This is a genomic window from Flavobacterium sp. EDS (genome assembly GCF_020991525.1).
Lineage (GTDB): Bacteria > Bacteroidota > Bacteroidia > Flavobacteriales > Flavobacteriaceae > Flavobacterium.
In genome coordinates this window covers 1-307 of sequence record NZ_JAJMOZ010000069.1, presented here as the reverse complement: position 1 = coordinate 307, position 307 = coordinate 1, and the positions used below count along the sequence as shown (strand labels likewise).

The following is a 307-nucleotide window of genomic DNA, read 5'->3' as shown; positions in this document are numbered from 1 at the left end:
CTTTACTAACGTCGTTACAGTTTCAGCTGCTCCTACTAAGTCTGTTAATTTGAACGTTTCCGTTTTTCCTTTCTCATCTTTATATGCTAAAGTATGGGCAACATCATCATAAACTAAACTCGTTAAGGTTTCTGAGGCTCCTACTAAATCTGTTAATTTAAATGTTTCCGTTTTTCCTTTCTCATCTTTATACGCTAAAGTATGGGCAACATCATCATAAACTAAACTCGTTACAGTTTCAGCTGCTCCTACTAGATCTGTTAATTTGAACGTTTCAGTCTTTCCTTTCTCATCTTTATAAGATAAG

At 34.5% G+C, this 307-nt stretch carries 1 pseudogene; it reads right to left on the bottom strand.

The features are described from left to right. Positions 1 to 307 (bottom strand): annotated as a pseudogene (locus tag LPB87_RS20720) (hypothetical protein); the annotation flags it as partial.